Genomic DNA, 206 nt, shown 5'->3' with positions numbered 1-206 from the left:
TAAGTCCATCACCATCAGTATCTATTGGTGAAGGGCAAGGATCAACAACTACTGGTGCATAACCATCATCGGTTGTTGCTGTTTCAACTCCTTCTAATACGGTTACTGTTTCTGGATCTGAAGTTCCTGTTGTTAAAGTATCTGTAATATCTGCTGGTAATGTAGTCTCATCTACATCTACTTCTGCATCTCCTACTGGAATGTCT

General features: G+C 40.3%; 1 protein-coding gene. It reads right to left on the bottom strand.

The genetic code is table 11. The annotated features are described in order from the left end of the window. Positions 1-206, bottom strand: a 206-nt coding sequence (locus ACVC3Y_RS03495) for a hypothetical protein (protein WP_452226122.1), incomplete at both ends; no start/stop codon positions are given.

It is taken from the genome of Lacinutrix cladophorae (assembly GCF_053604645.1).
The sequence above is the reverse complement of the archived record's forward strand: the minus strand, read 5'-3'. Positions and strand labels throughout refer to the sequence as shown.